General features: G+C 57.9%; 13 protein-coding genes. 7 read left to right on the top strand and 6 right to left on the bottom strand.

Annotated features, from left to right (window positions below; translation table 11 throughout):
- Positions 1–219: 219 nt before the first annotated feature.
- Positions 220–2,529: a methyl-accepting chemotaxis protein gene (locus AABB31_RS12655; protein WP_342077783.1), complete on the bottom strand. Its 2,310-nt coding sequence runs from the start codon at positions 2,527–2,529 to the stop codon at positions 220–222.
- Between the two features lie 114 nt (positions 2,530–2,643).
- On the opposite strand from AABB31_RS12655, the gene AABB31_RS12650 reads away from it, so the two are divergent.
- Positions 2,644–3,447 carry an HAD-IIB family hydrolase gene (locus AABB31_RS12650; RefSeq protein WP_342077784.1) on the top strand — a complete coding sequence of 268 codons (804 nt, stop codon included), beginning with the start codon at positions 2,644–2,646 and terminating at the stop codon, positions 3,445–3,447.
- Positions 3,440–4,660, top strand: a complete 1,221-nt coding sequence (locus tag AABB31_RS12645) for a glycosyl transferase (RefSeq protein WP_342077785.1) — start codon at positions 3,440–3,442, stop codon at positions 4,658–4,660. The genes AABB31_RS12650 and AABB31_RS12645 overlap by 8 nt, the downstream gene beginning before the upstream one ends.
- Before the next feature lie 7 nt (positions 4,661–4,667).
- Here the strand turns inward: AABB31_RS12645 and AABB31_RS12640 are convergent, their stop codons facing one another.
- Together AABB31_RS12640 and AABB31_RS12635 are read right to left on the bottom strand one after the other, a co-directional pair.
- Complete coding sequence (locus AABB31_RS12640; RefSeq protein ID WP_373634817.1) at positions 4,668–6,419, bottom strand: alpha-amylase family glycosyl hydrolase; 1,752 nt, start codon at positions 6,417–6,419, stop codon at positions 4,668–4,670.
- Between the two features lie 201 nt (positions 6,420–6,620).
- Entirely contained in the window at positions 6,621–8,453 is a 1,833-nt protein-coding gene (locus AABB31_RS12635) for an ABC transporter ATP-binding protein (protein WP_342077786.1), read from the bottom strand.
- Between the two features lie 322 nt (positions 8,454–8,775).
- On the opposite strand from AABB31_RS12635, the gene AABB31_RS12630 reads away from it, so the two are divergent.
- Together AABB31_RS12630 and AABB31_RS12625 are read left to right on the top strand one after the other, a co-directional pair.
- The gene (locus AABB31_RS12630; protein ID WP_342077787.1) at positions 8,776–9,240 is read left to right on the top strand and encodes a (2Fe-2S)-binding protein; all 465 of its coding nucleotides are present in this window, start codon (positions 8,776–8,778) and stop codon (positions 9,238–9,240) included.
- Between the two features lies 1 nt (position 9,241).
- Entirely contained in the window at positions 9,242–11,422 is a 2,181-nt protein-coding gene (locus AABB31_RS12625) for a molybdopterin cofactor-binding domain-containing protein (RefSeq protein WP_342077788.1), read from the top strand.
- A 32-nt stretch (positions 11,423–11,454) separates the two neighbouring features.
- Here AABB31_RS12625 and AABB31_RS12620 read toward each other — a convergent pair whose 3' ends face one another.
- On the bottom strand, positions 11,455–12,078 hold the full coding sequence (locus tag AABB31_RS12620; RefSeq protein ID WP_373634815.1) for a TetR/AcrR family transcriptional regulator: 624 nt from the start codon (positions 12,076–12,078) through the stop codon (positions 11,455–11,457).
- A gap of 69 nt (positions 12,079–12,147) precedes the next feature.
- Between AABB31_RS12620 and AABB31_RS12615 the strand changes: the two genes are divergently transcribed.
- The 3 genes from AABB31_RS12615 to AABB31_RS12605 are packed head-to-tail and all read left to right on the top strand — an operon-like array spanning position 12,148 to position 13,603.
- Entirely contained in the window at positions 12,148–12,684 is a 537-nt protein-coding gene (locus tag AABB31_RS12615) for a peroxiredoxin-like family protein (protein ID WP_342077791.1), read from the top strand.
- A gap of 22 nt (positions 12,685–12,706) precedes the next feature.
- Positions 12,707–13,105, top strand: coding sequence for a nuclear transport factor 2 family protein (locus tag AABB31_RS12610; protein WP_342077792.1), 399 nt, complete (start codon positions 12,707–12,709; stop codon positions 13,103–13,105).
- 45 nt (positions 13,106–13,150) lie between these two features.
- Positions 13,151–13,603 carry a nuclear transport factor 2 family protein gene (locus AABB31_RS12605; RefSeq protein ID WP_342077793.1) on the top strand — a complete coding sequence of 151 codons (453 nt, stop codon included), beginning with the start codon at positions 13,151–13,153 and terminating at the stop codon, positions 13,601–13,603.
- Positions 13,604–13,690: 87 nt separating this feature from the next.
- Here AABB31_RS12605 and AABB31_RS12600 read toward each other — a convergent pair whose 3' ends face one another.
- Both AABB31_RS12600 and AABB31_RS12595 read right to left on the bottom strand, forming a co-directional pair.
- The gene (locus AABB31_RS12600; RefSeq protein ID WP_342077794.1) at positions 13,691–14,047 is read right to left on the bottom strand and encodes a cupin domain-containing protein; all 357 of its coding nucleotides are present in this window, start codon (positions 14,045–14,047) and stop codon (positions 13,691–13,693) included.
- A complete protein-coding gene (locus tag AABB31_RS12595; protein ID WP_342077795.1) occupies positions 14,044–15,381 on the bottom strand; it encodes an FAD-binding oxidoreductase in 1,338 nt (445 codons plus the stop codon). The genes AABB31_RS12600 and AABB31_RS12595 overlap by 4 nt, the downstream gene beginning before the upstream one ends.
- Between the last annotated feature and the right edge of the window lie 96 nt (positions 15,382–15,477).

Here is a 15,477-nt window from a genome sequence, read left to right as displayed (position 1 = left end):
CTGCAGCGGGGACTTCGCCATAGATTGTCTTCGCTGCAACCTGAATGCGCAGCTGTTGGTATGGCGATCATCTCAACAATACCTGGCCTGAGAGGCTTTGCCGTTATTTTCCAGAAGCTCGTTTTGCTCAGACGGTAATTCGGGGTGCGAGGATCAGCCGGGGATCAATTGGAACATCGGACACGCAAACGTCCGGTTATGGCGACGCAGCACCCGCCGCTAAAAATCCTCCCAGATATTGCTGTCACCGACGGCCTTTGCCTTTGGCGCGGGTGCTTCTGGGGGCCGCTTTGCATCATCAAAAGCGACAACCTGTGCTGTGCCTGACCGGCGCGCTGTGGAAAAAGTCGCCGGGGCGTCGGCCTGATCTTCCGCCAGATCGTTAGCGAGCATGCGGGCATCCAACGGTTTCGCCGTCGACGCCATAGTTACGTTTTGCGGTGACTGGACGATTCCTGCGGTCAATTTGAACGCCTTGACCAATTTGTCCAGCTGCGCGGCTTCATGTACCAGCGCCTGACCCTGCTGGTTGGAGGATTCCACCATAGCGGCATTTTGTTGGGTCACCTTGTCCAGCTCGTTCACGCCAACATTGATTTCCGAGATGCCCGAAGCCTGCTCGGCCGTGTGCGATGCAATTTCGCTGATAAATTGCGAAATTTGATCAACCTTATCAACAAAGGCCACAAGCGCCTCACCCGCACTGTTCACAAGTTTGGTCCCCTCGCGCACATGTGTCGAACTGGTCGATATCAGGTCAGATACCTCACTGGCCGCTTGCGACGACCGTTGCGCCAATGCGCGCACTTCCGAGGCGACCACCGCAAAACCCCGACCGGCATCGCCTGCGCGGGCAGCTTCCACCCCGGCATTCAATGCCAGCAGATTGGTCTGGAACGAAATGTCAGAGATCACCTCGGTGATCTGCGAGATTTGCTGGGAGGATGCTTCGATCTGTCCCATCGCCTTGACGGCCTCGCCCACGACCGCGCCGCTGCCTTTTGCTTCGGTTCGGGTCGCGTCCACGGTTGATGCGACCTCTGCTGCGCGATCAGCCGATGACCTGACACTGGCCGTCAACTGGTCTAGTGCGGCGGCGGTCTGCTCAAGCGTTGCTGCCTGATTTTCGGTTCGCCGCGACAAGTCGGTCGAGGCATTGCTGACCCCATTGGCGCTTGCCTCGATTGTCAGGGCGGCCTCGATGACGCCGGCCATGGTTCTTTCCAATTGCGCCAGCGCATTGTTGAAATCATCACATAGGGCCTGATATTCTGCACTGACATTTTCATTGATCCGGGCGTCCAGCTGGCCGGCTGCCAATGCCTTCAACCCTTGCGAGATTGCGGCAAAGACCTTTGCCTGCTCATCACGATGTTTCTCGCGTTCGGCCACGCCCTTGTCGCGCTCGATTTGTGCAACGCGGAACACCTCCAATGCCTGCGCCATCTTGCCGATTTCGTGATTTTCCGACGTTCCATCAATTTGAACATCTGTGTTCCCGTTTGCCAGTTCGCCGGTCGTCTGGGTCAAACGGCGCAAGGGGGACGTGACCCATCGCGTGATAAACAGCGCTGTCAGCAACGAAACCAACAGAATCACGCCGCTGAGGACCGGCGTCATGATTGATGCCCGGTCGACAAGTTGCTGACCTTGCGCGCCAAGCACACCCTGGCGGTTGACCACGTTTTGCGCCCAATCATCCAACCGCGACTGGATGTCCGGACCGATGGTGCGCAAGATGCCATCCTTCAACGCGACCCGTTCGGCGACGCTGCTGCTGATTGCGTCCAACCGGTCTTCGATTGCAGCGACCATTCCGATAGCCGTCTCAACCACGCCCTCGATCGCGGTTGGCCGGCTTGCCGCATTTCCATCGGCAAGGCGGGCTTTCACATCGGCAAGGTGGGCTACGGATTGTTGGATATTCTCTTTCATCAACGCGGCATATTCGGGATTGTCGGTAAAAGTCAGCTTTTCGGCATAAATCTCGGCCAGAAGCAGACGCTCCTGCGCCTTGGCCGTCAGATTTGTCACCTCGGTATTGCCACCTTGTGCGGTACCGTCGAGCACCGTCCGTAGTTCTTGCATCGCTTCGGCAACGGCCGCTTCCAAAGCATCAATCTTGATATTGAGATCCTTGTCCTGACTGACCAGGTTTTGGAAACTGCTGGCATAACTATCGGTCAGGGCGGTCATATCGGTCAGGAAAGTCTGAATTGCCGCATCGTCTGCATTGTTGTCTCGCGCGATATTGATGTCCGCGATCAACGTGGCAATGCGATCCGCGACGATGGCAGCCTTTTCGTCTGTGGGTGACACGCGATATTGCGATTCGACCAGCCGTGCCTTGGACAAATCCGCAGCAAGTGCTTGAATAAACGACATCTGGCCGGTCTTGTTGCGGTATCTTTCATAGCCGCCGCCAAGTGCGTTGACTGAATAATAGGCGACGACACCCATCATCAGCACCATCAATGTCAGCAATGCAAAGCCAAGCGTAATGCGGTGCGAAATCGAAAGTCTGTTCATGCCGGATCCTGTTTGAAGCTCGCCAATTCCATAATTGTTCGAAGTTAAAACATCCTTGATCCGTATTTGATTTTCGGCCTTGCAGCCGACCCGCAGGCGCAGGACACTGGGGCCATGCAGAAACGTCCCCCTCTTCTTGTTTTCAGCGATCTGGACGGGACATTGCTTGATCATGATACCTATGATTGGTCCGCTGCGCGGCCCGCGTTGCAAGCGTTGAGTGATTGTGGTGCAGGTGTCATTCTGGCCAGCAGCAAAACGGCGGCCGAGATCGGCGTTTTGCAGGCCGATATGGGGTTGGGGGATTGGCCGGCCATTGTCGAAAACGGGGCTGGCCTGCTGTCGGCGATGTCTGACAATGCTGGGTCATCGCCATATGATGAAATTCGTGCCGTCCTTGACAAATTGCCAGATGATCTGCGCGCAGGGTTTCGCGGCTTTGGCGATATGAGCGTGGCTGAGGTGCAGGATATAACGGGGCTTGCGGCGGCGGCGGCAGCCCAAGCAAAGGACCGGCGCCATTCAGAGCCGGGCCTTTGGACGGGCGACACGACAGCCCATAGTCGTTTTCTGAAGACGCTGGCTGCGCATGATATCCAGGGCCGGGAGGGTGGCCGTTTTCTGACCCTGTCTTTCGGCAAGACAAAGGCGGACCAAATGGCGGCGGTCATCGCGCAGTACAAACCGCATCGCACTATCGCACTGGGCGATGCGCCCAATGATATCGAGATGCTGGAAACGGCAGATATCGGTATCGTGGTTGCAAACCCGCATCGCCCGCCACTTCCCCCTTTGCGGGGCGAGGCCGAGGGCCGCATCCGCCGCACCATCGAAACGGGCCCGCGCGGCTGGAATACAGCGATGCGCGGCTTACTGGCAGAATTAGAGATACAGACAGGAACGGACAATCATGGTTGATTTTCACCAGAACGGAAACATTGCGACCCTGCATAATCTGCGCACGCGATCTCATGCCGAGATGACCTACGAGTTGGAAACCTTCGCACAGACCCGCAAGATGTCATTGATCCTGCCCTGTCTTTATTCCGAGCTGGAAACAGAGGCGATGCCGAACATTCTGGCAGAGCTGGCCAAGGTCACCTATCTGCATCGCATTATCATCGGTCTGGACCGGGCGGATGAAGCCCAGTTTCGCCATGCAAAGGCGTTCTTTTCCGAGCTGGGGCAGAACCATATCGTTATCTGGAATGACAGCCCGCGGATGAAAACGCTTGAGGCCCGGCTGGTGGATATGGGGTTGGCGCCCAGCGAACAGGGGAAGGGCAAGAATGTCTGGTCCTCGCTGGGATACCTGATTGGCTGCCAGGACAGCGCGGTGATGGCGATCCATGATTGTGATATCCTCACCTATACCAACGAGATGCTGGCGCGGCTGATCTATCCCGTGGCCAACCCGACATTCCCCTATCAGGTGGCCAAGGGGTATTATGCCCGGATCGGCGGCGCGCAGTTGAACGGGCGAGTGACCCGGCTGCTGGTCAGCCCGCTCTTGATTGCGCTGAAACGTGTGGTGGGGGATCGCGACTATCTCGATTATCTGCGCAGTTTCAGGTATCCGCTATCGGGCGAATTTGCGATGCGTACCAATATCCTGCCGGACCTGCGGATCCCCTCTGATTGGGGGCTGGAAATCGGGGTTCTGTCAGAGGCCTGGCGCAATCTGGCCCCAAAGGCCGTGTGTCAGGTCGAGATCGCGGATGCCTATGACCACAAGCACCAGACGCTTAGCCCCGAGGATGCGCAAACTGGTCTGAACCGGATGTCGACGGATATCTGCAAGGCGATCTTTCGCAAGCTGGCAGCGGATGGGACGGTCTTTACCAACAACGTCTTCCGAACCCTCAAAGCCACCTATTACCGCAGCGCGCTTGATTTGCTCGAAGCCTATTACAGCGACGCCAAGATGAACGGGCTGACAATTGACCGGCACTCCGAGGAGGCATCTATCGAGCTGTTTGCAAACAACATCATGCGCGCCGGTCAGTTCTTTCTGGAGAACCCGCACGAAACGCCGTTCATTCCCACATGGAACCGCGTCCACGCGGCCGATCCGTCATTCATGCAGGATATGCAAAAGGCGGCGGCGGCCGATGCCGAAGAATTTGCGTAAGGGGCGACTACCCTGGCATGTTGCTGATCCAGCGGCATTGGTAGGGCGCCAGAACAATGTCATCGTCTTCTGACCAGCCCTGATCGTCAGATAGCAAATCAGCCCAATGTTCATCCGCGATCAGGTTCAGGCTGACCACCGGAATTATGACCTCTTCTGCGCTGACATTGTGCAGGGCAAAGATGGACTGGCGGCGATCAAGGCTTTGCCGCCATAAGGCAAAGACGCGTTCATCGCCGGTGCGCACGGTAAATTGGGTGGCATTGGGGTGAAAGGCCGGTTGCGCCTTGCGAATGCGCAACAGATCACGCAGGGCGTTCATCACGGATGATTGCGGACTGCCCGGGTCATCCAAAAGCGTGCGGAGCGTCGGGTAATCCCACCGGTGCCGGTTGATCGCCCTGTTCATGCCGCGCTTTTCGACGCTGTCATGGTCGTTTGGCGTGGCAAGAAGGGAGTGGATGTAGAACGCCGGAATACCCTCGAGCGACATCACGATGGTCTGCGAGCAAATGAAACGGGGGATATGATAGGCATCGGGGCCGGCGAAGGTCTGGCTCATCGCGGCAAAGAAGGTTGTATTCAGCTCATACGGTGCCTCGCCGCCGTCAGGCAGGGCGCGCATGGATACCAATCCGCCGACATCCTTAACCGTTGCAATGACAGCTGCCTGATCATCAGGCGATAACAGGCCCTCGGCCGGGCGCATGCCGATCCCGTCATGGCTGGCCGTGAAATTCAGATAGGCGCATCCCAGCGGCGCAGGTGGCATTGCGCGCTGCCATTTCGCGAGGTGTTTGGCGGTGCCGGACATCATCGCGTGCAGGATCAGAGGCGGCAGGGGAAAGTTGTAGATGACATGGGCTTCGTCCCGGTTGCCGAAATAACTGAGGTTCTCGGCTTTCGGCACATTGGTTTCGGTCAGCAGGATGATTGGTTCCTGGGCAAAATCGCACAGCAGGCGGAGCAGCTTGACGATTTCATGGGTCTGGCGCAGGTGGATTGAGGGCGATCCAACTTCCTTCCAGACAAATGCGACCGCATCCAGCCGAATAATTTCGACCCCGTTATCGACATGCAGGCGGATGATCCGCAGGAATTCAAGCAGCACCTCGGGATTGCGGAAATCAACATCAATCTGATCATGGCTGAACGTGCACCAGACGTGACGAGGGCCATTGATCGTTTCAACCTCGCGCAAGAGCGGGGTGGTCCGGGGGCGGACCACCATGCTGAGGTCATCGTCAGGCGAGGCCTCGAAAAAGAACTTGTCATAAGGCGGCTGCCCCTGCCGGTAGGCGTTGAACCAGTTGCCCTGACTTGAGACATGGTTCAGCACCAGATCGGACATCAGTTTGAATTCATCCGCGATGCGGTTGATGTCCGGCCAGTCGCCCAATTGCGGATTGACCGCGCGGAAATCCGAAACCGCAAATCCATCGTCAGAGGTAAACGGAAAAAACGGCAGAATATGCACGCCGTTCAGCGATCCGCGCAGATACCGGCGAAGAAAGTCGTTCATCAGATCCAGCGGCTTATGCATCCCGTCGATCAGGGAATTGCCGTAGGTGATCAACAGCGCATCTGACTGCGACCACAGGGCGTTGCTGGGCGTCCGGCCGCGTTTGCGGCGATGTGTCCCCTCGGGCCAGAACGCATCAATGATCTTGCTGGCGAGAATATCGGCGTCCAGATCGGGGTAAATGCGGGCCACCCGTGCGGACAGGGTGCGGCTGAATGAGGGGGAGGGTTGGTCCATTTGCGTCTTGATACCTGTCTTGGGATGAAAAATCATCCGTGCCTATGCAATCACGAAGCCTGCACCGGGACCAACCCCGTCAGCACATTTTTGCACGAATTGGCGGCTAAAAAAGAACACTTGTTCAGTTTTTGGGCAACTTCTTTCAAGGCCGCGTTAGGCGACCCGGCGTGATTGCCGGATCGCCACAGCCAGGATGGATCAATCGGTTGTGTCCAAAAACCCGCCTGATTGGCGCGACCATAGCTGCGCATAAAGCCCCTCTTGTGCCAGCAGGTCGGCATGCGTGCCGTCTTCGACGACCTTGCCCTGATCGAGAACGACAATCCGATCCATCTGCGCGATCGTGGACAGCCGGTGCGCAATGGCAATGACGGTCTTGCCCTCCATCACACCATACAGGGTTTTCTGGATGGCGGCTTCGACCTCGCTATCAAGCGCGGATGTGGCCTCGTCCAGTATCAGGATCGGCGCATCTTTCAGGATGACACGGGCAATGGCGATCCGCTGACGTTGACCACCCGACAGTTTGACCCCACGTTCACCAACTTGCGCATCATAGCCCGACCGGCCCTCGGGATCGCGCAGTTCCTGAATGAACTCATGCGCTTCGGCCCGTTTGGCGGCGGTGATCATCTCGGCCTCGGTGGCGGTCGGGTTGCCATAAAGGACGTTTGCGCGCACGGACCGGTGCAGCAGCGAACTGTCCTGCGTGACCATGCCGATCTGGCTGCGCAGGCTGTCCTGACTGACGTCGCCAACCGATTGCCCATCAATCAGGATCTGGCCCTTTTCAGCATCGCGAAAGCGCAGCAACAGGTTCACCAGACTTGACTTGCCCGCACCCGACCGGCCGATCAGGCCAACCTTTTGTCCGGCGGGGATCGTCAGAGATACGTTGTCCAGACCGCCGTGACCCTTGCCATAATGGTGGGTCAGGCCCTGGATTTCGATCTGCGCGTCGCGCACTACCAAGGGGGCTGCATCTGCCGCATCCACCACATTCTGCGGCTTCGCAATCGAGCGGAGCCCTTCGCGGATCACGCCGGCATGCTCGAACAGGCGGATCGTGACCCACATGATCCAGCCACTCATCCCGTTCAGCCGGATGGTCAGCGCCGATGCGGCGGCGACCTCGCCAACGGTGACGATTCCTTGGGTCCAGAGCCACACGGCAGGGCCCACAACGCCAACCATCAGCATCCCGTTGATGGCGTTCAGGCCAAAGGCAAGTTCGGTCATCAGCCGCAGAAAGCGCTGAAAGCGCAGCCGTAGCCGGCGCAGGGCAGACAAGGCATATGCCTCTTCCCGATTGCCATGCGAGAACAGCTTGACCGTCTCGATATTTGCATAGGCGTCAACGATCCGGCCCGTCACCAGTGACCGTGCATCTGACCATTTTTCCGATGCCGATGCGACGCGCACAGCAATCCGGCGGACATACAGAATATAAACCACCAGCCAGAGTGTCAGGGGCAGTCCCAAACGCCAGTCGATCTGGCTAAGAATAAGGATCGCCCCGATAATGTAGGTCACCGAAAACCAGATGCCCTCGAATGCCATATATGTGCTGTCTTCGATGGCCGGGCCGATCTGCATGACCCGATTGCTTAACCGGCCCGCAAAATCATTCTGAAAGAATGACGACGACTGACCCAACAGGTGTCGGTGCGCGCGCCAGCGGGCTTGTTCCTGCATGTTGGATGCAAGGGTCTGTTCCAGAAACAGGTGGTTGAACGTGATCAGCAATGGCCTGAAAAACAGGACAAACAGCACGATCAGGATCACCTCGACCCTGTGTGTCTGCCAAAAGACCGCAGGGCCGGTCTGGTTCATCAGGTCGATCAGGCGGCCTGAATAAAAGATCAGGCCACTTTCCATAAGCGCGACCAGAAAGCCGGTCAGGGCCATCCAGGGCAGATACCGGTGAAATGGTTTCAGCTGGGTGCGGATATAGGCCCACAAAGTCGCAGGCGGTGTGTCATGCGACAGGACGGGGAAAGGATTGACGAGGTTTTCGAATTTGCGAAACATGGTGCCCTCCAACGGGCAAAAGAAATAAAAATGATGGAATTAAGTGGCACGTGGCCACCATTTCAGGGCCGGCCTACGATCGTAGTTGCGGGATCCCAAAATGCTCCATCATCATCTCTCCGTCATGATTCTGGTGACTTGATAGCAATTTGGGCTGCGCTTGTCAGGCCTGTCTTGACCTAGCGGCAGTTTTTTGCGCGGCAGGCTGTCGCGGTCCAACATATCGGCAGTGCCTTGAGCAATCGGTTTTCGCGCATGGTCGCATCGTGAAACCGCGCTATCTTAAGTTGTGCGCAGACATAACAATGGGAGCATGACGACCATGGCATATTCACTGAAATTGAACGGAAAGGACCGCGAGGTTCAGTCAGACGCAGGCACGCCGCTATTATGGGTGATCCGTGACGAGCTGCAAATGACGGGCACGAAATTCGGATGTGGCGTGGCATCGTGCGGCGCATGCACAGTGCATGTCGATGGGGCGCCCGTGCGATCCTGCCAGACCTATATCGAGGACGTGGATGGCGCCGAGATCACCACAATCGAAGCCATGCAGGACAACACGATAGGGGCGGCGGTACAGCAGGCTTGGGTCGAGTTGGACGTTGTCCAATGCGGGTATTGCCAGTCCGGGCAGATCATGTCGGCGGTGGGGCTGCTATCGGAAAACCCCAAGCCCACGGCGGATGAAATTGACAGCTACATGTATGGCAACGCCTGTCGCTGCGCGACCTATCAACGTATCCGGGCGGGCATCCAGCGCGCCGCAGAAATTCTGGAGGCTTAAGATGACCCTGACAACATCACGCCGCAATTTTCTGAAAACCGCCGCCTCTGCCGGGGCAATCCTGCTTGTTGGCGTCCGGCCCGATGGGGCGATTGCCGCTACCGGATCGCCGGATCCGATGCTGAACCCCTTCGTCAAAATCGGGGCTGATGGCACTGTCACGGCGATGATCAAGCATTTCGAAATGGGGCAGGGCCCGGCCACCGGCCTGTCGACACTGATCGCCGAGGAAATCGGCCTGCGCATGGATCAGATCGCCTATGAATTTGCGCCCTCGAACCCCGAGATTTACGCCAACCTGTTCTTTGGCGGGTTTCAGGGGACCGGCGGCTCAACCGCGATGGCCAATTCCTTCATGCAATACCGGACAGCCGGAGCAGCCGCGCGCGAGATGATCCTGACCGCTGCTGCCGACAGTTGGGCCGTTGATCCGTCTTCCCTGCGCATCGAGGACGGTGTTGTGATCGGGGCAGATCAATCTGCGCCTTTGGGCGAGTTCGTCGAAGCTGCGGCCCTTGTCACCCCGCCCGAGGCGCCGACTTTGAAAGACCCGTCGGAATTCCGGCTGATCGGCAATCCTGACACGCGTCGTCTGGACAGCCCGATCAAGGTCAATGGATCGGCGATGTTTGCGATGGATCTGCACCTGCCAAACCAGATGGTCGCCATGATCGCCCGCCCTGAACAACGCGGCGGCCTTGCGACCGGTTTTGACGACAGTGCTGCCAAAGATGTCACCGGTTTTATTCGGGCGGCCATTCTGCCCAACAAGGCCGGTGTTGCGGTCTATGCGGAAAATACATGGGCTGCGATGCAGGCCCGGGATGCGATCACGGTTGAATGGGATTTGTCGGCTGCCGAAACCCGTGGCTCGGACGAGATCAAGGCCGAAATCATGGCCGCATTGGAGGCCGCACCAACCTACAACGTGCAACAGACCGATCAGTCAGTCACGCAGGCCGCGATTGACGGGGCCGAACAGGTGATTGAAGAGACATTCTATTTCCCACTGCTCGCGCACGCGCCGATGGAGCCGCTGAACTGCACCATTGCAGCGAGTGATGATGGTGGGATCATCCTGCATGATGGCGCGCAAATGCCGACAGGTCCGCATATGGCGCTGGCGCAGATTTTCGAACTTCCGATGGAAAAGATCCAGATCAAGACGATGCTGGCAGGGGGATCCTTTGGCAGACGCGCCACCCCGGATGCGGATTATCAGGTCGAAGCGGCGCTGGCCTTTGTCATGACGGATCGCAGCCGCCCGGTGAAACTGGTCTGGTCGCGCGAGGATGATCTGCGCAGTGGCTATTACCGCCCGGCCTTTGGGCATAGGGTGCGCGTTGGATTGGATGCTGCCGGGCAGATCGTCGGCTGGGATCACCGGATTGCCGGCCAATCCATCATGAAGGGAACGCCATTCGAGGCGGCGATTGTGAAGGACGGTGTTGATCACAGCTCTGTTGAAGGGGCCGCAGACAGCCCATATCGCATACCGGCCACCTTCTTTGGCCTGACCGATACCGAGAAGGCCACAAGCACCCTGTGGTGGCGGGCCGTCGGGCACACGCACACGGCCTATGTGATGGAAGTGATGATGGACAAGGCCGCCAAGGCTGCCGGGCAGGACCCGGTGGACTACCGGCTGCAATATCTGCAGGACGGCGCGGACCAGGCCCGCATGGCTGGCGTTCTCAGGCTGGCTGCGGAAAAGGCCGGATGGGGGGCGCCTGCGTCCGGAAACGCGCAAGGTATTGCGGTGCACAAATCCTTTGGCAGCTATGTCGCAGAGGTGGTCGAGATTTCCGGCAATGCCAGCGAGGGCATCCGGATCGAGAAGGTTACCTGCGCGGTGGATTGCGGCATTGCGGTCAACCCCGATGTGATCAAGGCACAGATGGAGGGGGCAATCGGCTACGGGATCGGGCATAACATGCGGGATCAGATCACGTTGTCAGGCGGGGCGGTCGATCAGTACAATTTTCCTGATTACGAACCGCTGCGTATCGGTGATATCGGGGCAATCGACGTGCATATCATGCCCTCGACGGAAGCCCCCAGCGGGGTCGGCGAACCCGGAACACCACCTGCTGCCCCCGCATTGGCCAATGCAATTTCTGTGGCCAGTGGTCTGCATATCGCATCGCTGCCGATGAATGAAAACGGTGTAAAGTTTGTCTAACGCACCTCGTCGGGCGAAATAAGCAGCGCGGTTCAGGTCTGGGCGATGGCCGGGGCCAGGACCGCGTTGACGGCTTTGCCGATATCGGCGCGCAGCGCGTCTTCACCGAACCCGGCGCGTGCGCGAAAGACCAGACCCTGGCGCAGGTCAAACAGCAGCTTCGCCTGATCTGAAGACGGGAAGTCTGGCGGTAGCGTCCCGCGGGCCTTCTCGATATCAAAACGGGCCGCGATACCTGTGTCGGTCGCTTCGATTGCATCGCGCAGCAACTCTGCCGTGCCTTCGATATGTCCTGCACTGGTGGCCACGCAAGAGGCCAGAAAGCACCCCTTTGCCCCACTTTCATGATGGGTCGAATAGTCAATCGCGGCCTCAAAGAAAGCACGAACGGCCTTTTTGATATCCGGCTCCGTTTCCAGCGCCACGAGGGGCGCGCAGGCATCGTTCTGGGCGTAGCGGTCAATCGCCTCGAGATAAAGCGCGTGCTTGTCGCCGAACGCGGCATACAGGCTGGGGCTGTTAATTCCCATGCCATCCGTCAGAAGCTTCATCGAAGCCCCTTCATAGCCTTGCTTCCAGAAGACACCAATCGCCTTGAGTAATGCCTCATCGCGGTCGAACTTTTTCGGCCGGCCAGCTTTTTTTGTGACGTTCATTACAAAATCCTTGACTTGGTCGTTGTGATGTATTTTATAACGATCATAACAAAATGCAAGGAGCATCTCATGACTGCACAGAAAATCCCTGCCGGCGCGGCATTTCCGGACATCGTTGTCCCCGGTCTCGACGGCGAATCAATTGCGCTTGGACAGCCACGCGACGGGCGCGACTGGCAAATGGTTGTTGTCTATCGGGGCAAGCATTGCCCGATGTGCACCAGCTATCTGAAGGAGCTGACAACGCTGCTGCCCGAATTTCATGCGCTGGGCGTGGACGTGGTGGCCGTGTCTGCCGACCCAAAGGCCAAAGCCCAGGATCAGATGGCAGCCGTCACGCCAAATTTCCCCGTCGGCTATGATCTGAGCATCGCACAGATGCATGCGCTGGGGCTTTATGTCTCCGAGCCGCGTTCGCCCCAAGAGACAGACAAACCCTTCGCGGAACCCGGCATTTTCGTGGTGAATGCAGATGGTCAGGTGCAGGTCACCGACATCTCGAATGCGCCCTTCGCCCGCCCGGACCTCAAGACCCTGCTTGGCGGTCTGCGTTTCATTCGCAATCCGGAAAACAACTACCCCATTCGCGGCACGCTTGCCGCCTGAACACGCCTGAAAGGACAGAAAAATGGCACTTGATACCCCACAACAAACCGAGGTGCGTCAGGCAATTGACAACCTTATCCAGACCGCCACGACATATGATGTAGACGTGCTGGAGAAGATCTATCACGACAGTCTTCACGTGGTGATGATCGACACCGATCACAACCTGAACACCGCTGACAAGGCCGCGTTCAAAGCGCTGTTTGCATCCAAGGGTGCGGCGGGCGATCCGCCGATGAACACCTGGGCGAAATATCACAGCATTGATGTTGCCGGTGATACCGCACATGTCTTGTTGTCGCGCAAAAACGACCTGAGCGGCGTCAATATGGATCTGACGCTCAGCATTGATCTGATCTTTGAAAACGACCGCTGGCAGGTGACCCGCGAAGTCATTTTCCTGCGTCCCGAAGACATCTAAACCTAAATCAAACCCCAAAATCTGAAAAACTGAAAGGACAAGACGATGCGCTTGGCTTCCTCCCTGATGGGCTTTGCCCTCGCCACACTGGTGGCATTCCCTTCCTTCGCTGTCGAAAAGGCAGAGATCGAGAACGAGCTGACAGCTTATAATGACCGCTATAACGAAATCATCCGCGACTATGATCTGGATGCGTTTGTGGCGCTCTACAACGATACGCCACTGTGGATCGCGCCGGATACGCCACCGGTCGCCGGCCTCGATGTGCCACGCGGGACATTTGGCTTTATCATCCAGAACGAGGGCTTTCTGACCCACAGCTTTGATGAGCTTTTCGTGTCTGATGACGGCACCCAGGCCGTCATGATCGGGCGCTACGATCTGGACGTTGAAAAGGCCGGTGCGCAGGCCGAGGGTACGTATCTCTTTGTGCTGCAGCGCAATGGCGAAGGCTGGGACATCGTCGTTGACATGTTCAACCAGCACAAAGCCGAATAAGCCAACAAAAATGGGCTGCCGCGTTTGATCACGCGGCAGCCCATTTTGCGGTGTCCGCGCACTGGCCGTGGCCAGCGGCGACGCCGATCAGCTGTTTTCGACAGACACGATCACGTAGTGCTTTCGCACGTATTTATCGACATGCCAGACCGGCTGCAGCCCGTTATCCATGACAAACGCGTCGCCAGGCTTGACCACATATGATGTGCCATCGGCGATCTCGATCCGGGCCTCGCCCTCAAGGATGTGGCAGAATTCGATCTGGTCGTTCATGGGGCCGCGAAACACCCCCGCAGTGCTGTCCCACATTCCCGATTTGAAGGTGCCGTCGGCGCCGACAAAATGGCTCCAGACATTCTGCTCGGGGCTTCCGTCGATAATGTCCTCGGCAAATTCCTTCTTGAAGGGCTCTGTTTTGAGGTCGGAGAAGTTTACGAATTTCATTGATCGGCTCTTTCTGGGTTTGACCGACGAAAGCCGCGATCCAGAATAACGCTTGCGTGGTCGTGGGTTGACATGGCTGGCGCCATCAAAGGCACAAAGGCCCGCGATAGGGCGTATAGCGGCATGGGTTTGATGGGGGTGACCGGGAAGGCCAGGTCGGAATTTGCACCGCCCAGCACCTTGCGGGCCAATGTGCGGCCCATAACAGACGTCATCGCAATCCCGCGACCACTAAAGCCGACCCCGGCCAACACGCCGGGGGCCGGTTCGTGAAGATGCGGCATCATTTCCTGGGTGACCCCGATACGTCCGGCCCATGAGCATTCGATGTCGATATCGGCGATCTGCGGGAACACGGTGCGCAACCCGGTGCGCAGGCGGCCGACGCCACCCCAATCCCGCGGGCTGTCGCCGCTGCCGACACAGCCAAAGATCAGACGGTTACCGGCGTCATAGCGGGCAAAATAAATAGCGAGACGTGTATCGGATATGGTCATCCGCCCCGGCAGCACGCTGGCCTGCTGCGCCGCAGTCAACGGGGCTGTTGCCAGCGCCACACTGACCATCGGCAGCACGGTTTGCTGCAATCCGGGCCACAGTTTGTCGGTATAGGCATTTGTCGTCAGGATCACAGTATCCGCGATAACCTCCCCATTGGGGGTGCGCAGATGCCACTTGCCATCCTTCTTTTCAATGCTTGTAGCGGGGGTCTTTTCAAATAGTTGCGCGCCATGGGCCTGCGCAACCTTTGCATATCCGCGGGTCAGGGCCATGGGCTGCACAAAGCCGCCCTTGGCGTGCCTTAGTCCGAAACTGTATTCGGGGGAGCCGGATTTTGCGTGCAGTTCCGGGCCTGAAATCTCTTCGATATCTGCGCCCACGGCGCGCCAGCTTTCGCCCAGCTTTGCGATACCCTTTGCGGCAGAACGGGTATGCGCCGTCTGAAGCCAGCCATTCTGCTCGGCTTCGCAATCAATCTCGTAGCGCCTGATATCGTCGAACAGATCATCAGCGGATGTCAGGGTTGTCTGAACAAGGCGTTCGGCCTGCGCATTTCCAAAGCGTTTGTTCAGGTCATCGGGGGTGGCGCGCCAGATCGGGTTGCATTGCCCGCCACTTCGCCCTGATGCGCCAAAGCCGATGCTCTGCGCGTCCATCACGATTGTCTGTGTACCAGCCTCGGCCAGTGTCACGGCTGTGCGCAACCCCGTCAGCCCGGCGCCAATAATCGCCACATCTGTTTTGATGGTGCCCTCAAGGGGGCTGCAATCCGGGGGCGGTGGCGCCGTCCGGTGCCAATGGATTTCTTCGGGTATGGCCTTGTTTGCGGTCATCAACATCTCTCTGTCGCTGGAACGAGCCGTCGGTGGGGCGGGAATCACATCCGCGAAGTGTTGCATTGCAATACCCGAATTTCACAATGCATGACT

It is taken from the genome of Yoonia sp. SS1-5, from assembly GCF_038443705.2.
Taxonomy (GTDB): Bacteria; Pseudomonadota; Alphaproteobacteria; order Rhodobacterales; family Rhodobacteraceae; genus Yoonia; species Yoonia rhodophyticola.
Note: the sequence above shows the minus strand (reverse complement) of the source record. Positions and strands in the feature narration are given on the sequence as shown.

Coding starts and splice junctions, on each gene's coding strand:
- AABB31_RS12615 (WP_342077791.1), top strand. CDS start 12,148: ATGACTGCACAGAAAATCCCTGCCGGCGCGGCATTTCCGGACATCGTT.
- AABB31_RS12620 (WP_373634815.1), bottom strand. CDS start 12,078: ATGAACGTCACAAAAAAAGCTGGCCGGCCGAAAAAGTTCGACCGCGAT.
- AABB31_RS12635 (WP_342077786.1), bottom strand. CDS start 8,453: ATGTTTCGCAAATTCGAAAACCTCGTCAATCCTTTCCCCGTCCTGTCG.
- AABB31_RS12600 (WP_342077794.1), bottom strand. CDS start 14,047: ATGAAATTCGTAAACTTCTCCGACCTCAAAACAGAGCCCTTCAAGAAG.
- AABB31_RS12625 (WP_342077788.1), top strand. CDS start 9,242: ATGACCCTGACAACATCACGCCGCAATTTTCTGAAAACCGCCGCCTCT.
- AABB31_RS12610 (WP_342077792.1), top strand. CDS start 12,707: ATGGCACTTGATACCCCACAACAAACCGAGGTGCGTCAGGCAATTGAC.
- AABB31_RS12630 (WP_342077787.1), top strand. CDS start 8,776: ATGGCATATTCACTGAAATTGAACGGAAAGGACCGCGAGGTTCAGTCA.
- AABB31_RS12605 (WP_342077793.1), top strand. CDS start 13,151: ATGCGCTTGGCTTCCTCCCTGATGGGCTTTGCCCTCGCCACACTGGTG.
- AABB31_RS12650 (WP_342077784.1), top strand. CDS start 2,644: ATGCAGAAACGTCCCCCTCTTCTTGTTTTCAGCGATCTGGACGGGACA.
- AABB31_RS12640 (WP_373634817.1), bottom strand. CDS start 6,419: ATGGACCAACCCTCCCCCTCATTCAGCCGCACCCTGTCCGCACGGGTG.
- AABB31_RS12655 (WP_342077783.1), bottom strand. CDS start 2,529: ATGAACAGACTTTCGATTTCGCACCGCATTACGCTTGGCTTTGCATTG.
- AABB31_RS12645 (WP_342077785.1), top strand. CDS start 3,440: ATGGTTGATTTTCACCAGAACGGAAACATTGCGACCCTGCATAATCTG.
- AABB31_RS12595 (WP_342077795.1), bottom strand. CDS start 15,381: ATGACCGCAAACAAGGCCATACCCGAAGAAATCCATTGGCACCGGACG.